This is a genomic window from Acidovorax sp. KNOB132, assembly GCF_057541515.1.
Window position 1 is genome coordinate 1 of sequence record NZ_BAAJYT010000366.1, and the last position, 2,791, is coordinate 2,791.

The 2,791-nt window shown below is 72.7% G+C and carries 3 protein-coding genes and 1 pseudogene; all 4 read right to left on the minus strand.

Going from position 1 to position 2,791, the window contains the following annotated elements; genetic code table 11:
- Positions 1 to 205 (minus strand): annotated as a pseudogene (locus AC27IO_RS22490) (acyl-CoA dehydrogenase family protein); the annotation flags it as partial.
- A gap of 4 nt (positions 206 to 209) precedes the next feature.
- Entirely contained in the window at positions 210 to 1,064 is an 855-nt protein-coding gene (locus AC27IO_RS22495; protein WP_284401418.1) for an enoyl-CoA hydratase family protein, read from the minus strand.
- Entirely contained in the window at positions 1,061 to 1,561 is a 501-nt protein-coding gene (locus tag AC27IO_RS22500) for a MarR family winged helix-turn-helix transcriptional regulator (protein ID WP_272567036.1), read from the minus strand. Before AC27IO_RS22500 ends, AC27IO_RS22495 begins: the two co-directional genes overlap by 4 nt.
- A gap of 4 nt (positions 1,562 to 1,565) precedes the next feature.
- A partial coding sequence (locus AC27IO_RS22505; RefSeq protein ID WP_498740862.1) for an oxidoreductase occupies positions 1,566 to 2,791 on the minus strand: 1,226 nt, incomplete at its 5' end.

Consider the following 2,791-nt stretch of genomic DNA (forward strand, 5'->3'; position numbering starts at 1 on the left):
GCACGCAGTAGCGCAGCCAGCCGCCGTCGCCCAGGCGGCGCACCCACTCGCGGCAGGCGGCGCGGTCGTCGGATTCGTCCACCGCCTGCGCGGCGGCCCAGGGCACGAGGCCATCCACCAATGCCCGGTGGGCTTCGCCGAAGAACGGCAGGGCGAGGTGCGCCGTGGACGGGGCGGCGGGCGCGGGGGGCGTGACGGCGTGCATGGCCTCAATCCCCCGCGAACACGGGTTTCTGCTTGGCCGCGAACGCCTCGTAGGCGCGGCGGAAGTCCTGCGTCTGCATGCAGATGGCCTGCGCCTGGGCCTCGGCCTCGATGGCCTGGTCGATGGTCATGCTCCACTCCTGGCCCAGCATGGTCTTGGTCATGCCGTGCGCGAAGGTGGGGCCCTCGGCCAGCGAGCGGGCCGCGGCCTGCACGTGGGCGAGCAGGTCGGCCGATTCGTGCAGGCCGTTGAAGAAGCCCCAGGCCAGCCCTTCCTGCGCCGTCATCGCGCGGCCGGTGAACAGCAGCTCGGAGGCGCGGCCCTGCCCGATCATGCGCGGCAGCAGCGCGCAGGCGCCCATGTCGGCGCCGGCCAGGCCCACGCGGGTGAACAGGAACGCGGTGCGAGCGGCGGGCGTGCCGTAGCGCAGGTCGCAGGCCAGCGCCACCATGGCGCCGGCGCCGGCGCAGATGCCGTCGATGGCGCCCAGCACCGGCTGCGGGCAGGCGCGGATGGCCTTCACCAGGTCGCCCGTCATGCGCGTGAACTCCAGCAGTTCGGGCATGGTCATGCCGGTGAGCGGGCCGATGATTTCGTGCACGTCGCCGCCCGAGCAGAAGTTGCCGCCCGCGCCGGTCACCACCACGGCCTTCACGTCGGTCGCCGTGCGCAGCGCGCCGAAGAAGTCGCGCAGCTCGGCATAGCTCTGGAAGGTCAGCGGGTTCTTGCGCTCGGGCCGGTCCAGCGTGATGGTGCCCACGCCGCGGTCGAACTGCCAGGCGAAGTGCCGTGCCGCGTAGGGGGCCCGGGGCTCGAACTGCGGGCGCATGGGGTTGCCCGCGGAGATGTAGTGCTTCATGCGTTGGTTTCCTGGAGGGTGGGGGTGGCTGCCTGGGCGTGGGCCTTCACCTTGCCGAGCAGCCGGTGCAGGCTGGCGATGTCGCGCTCGCCGAGCGGGCCGAAGGCCTCGACGATCCACTGCGCGTGCGCGTGGGCCATCGCGTCGAACTGTTCGCGCCCGCGCGGCGTGAGCCGCACGAGGAACACGCGGCGGTCGCCCGCCACGTCCACGCGTTCCACCAGCCCTTCGGCGACGAGCTGGTCGGTGATGCCGGTGACGTTGCCGCTGGTGACCATCATGCGGCGCGAGAGGTCCTTCATCTTCAGGCCCTCGGGCGCGCGTTCGAGTTGCGCCATCAGGTCAAAGCGCGGCAGCGTGGTGCCGAACTGGTCGCGCAGCCGGGTGCGCACCTGCTTTTCCACCAGTTGCGTGCAGGTGAGCAGGCGCAGCCACAGGCGCAGGGCCTCGGGGTGCTCGCTGGGGGCGGCGCCATGAAGGCGGGCTTCGAGGTCCATGGTTTCAGTCCAGAGCATCGTTTGCTATTGTTTTGATATCGATATGCCCTAGTAACGATTGCGCTGGGGCCTGTTTTTGCTTGGAGGCCTCGCGCAGCAGCTGGTCGCGGCCCGGGCCGTAGGGGCGCGGCCAGTGCACGTGGCGGCTGGCCGTCTCGCCCAGTTGCGCGGCGGCGTGCAGCGTCCAGGCCGGGTCGGCCAGGTGCGGGCGGGCGAGGGCGCACAGGTCGGCGCGGCCGGCGGCGATGATGCTGTTGGCATGGTCGGCCTCGCTGATGGCGCCCACGGCCATGGTGGCGATCTCCACCTCGTTGCGGATGCGGTCGGCGAACGGCGTCTGGTACATGCGCCCGTACACCGGCCGGGCGGCGCGCGTGGTCTGGCCGGAGGAGACGTCGATCAGGTCGCAGCCCGCGGCCTTGAACCACCGCGCCATCGCCACGGCGTCGTCCGGCGTGGTGCCGCCGGGTGCCCAGTCGTGGGCCGAGATGCGCACGCTCATGGGGCGCTCGGCGGGCCACACGGCGCGCACCGCCGCGAACACCTCGAGCGGGTAGTGGCAGCGGTTTTCCAGGCGGCCGCCGTATTCGTCGGTGCGCTGGTTGGTGAGCGGGCTGATGAAGCTGGCCAGCAGGTAGCCGTGCGCGCAGTGCAGCTCCAGCCAGTCGAAGCCGCAGGCCGCGGCGCGCCGGGCGCTGGCCACGAAGGCGGCGGTGAGCGCGTCCATGTCGGCGCGCGTCAGCGCGGCGGGCGTCTGGTTCTGCGGGCCGTAGGGCAGGGCGCTGGCGGCGCGCAGCGGCCAGTTGCCGTGCGGATCGCCCTCGGGCAGGGGCTCGTCCGTGCCCTCCCAGCCCACGCGCGTGGAGCCCTTGGGGCCGCTGTGGCCCAGCTGCAGGCCGATCTTGGCGCGGCTGCTGCCGTGCACGAAATCCACGATGCGCGTGAAGGCGGCCTGCTGCGCATCGTTCCACAGCCCGGTGCAGGCGGGGGTGATGCGGCCGTCGGGCGTGGGGCTGGTCATCTCCACCATCACCAGCGCCGCGCCGCCGAGGGCGCGGGCGCCCAGGTGCACCAGGTGGAAGTCCTGCGGCACGCCCTCGACCGCGCTGTAGGTGGCCATGGGCGAGACGACGATGCGGTTGTCGAGCGTGAGGCCGCGCAGCGTGAAGGGCGTGAGCATGGGCGGCACCGCGGCGCCGCTGTCGCCGGGCACGCCGGCGGGTGCCGGGG

Excerpts from the sequence above, each read along its gene's own strand:
- AC27IO_RS22500 (WP_272567036.1), bottom strand. The coding sequence starts at position 1,561 with ATGGACCTCGAAGCCCGCCTTCATGGCGCCGCCCCCAGCGAGCACCCC.
- AC27IO_RS22495 (WP_284401418.1), bottom strand. The coding sequence starts at position 1,064 with ATGAAGCACTACATCTCCGCGGGCAACCCCATGCGCCCGCAGTTCGAG.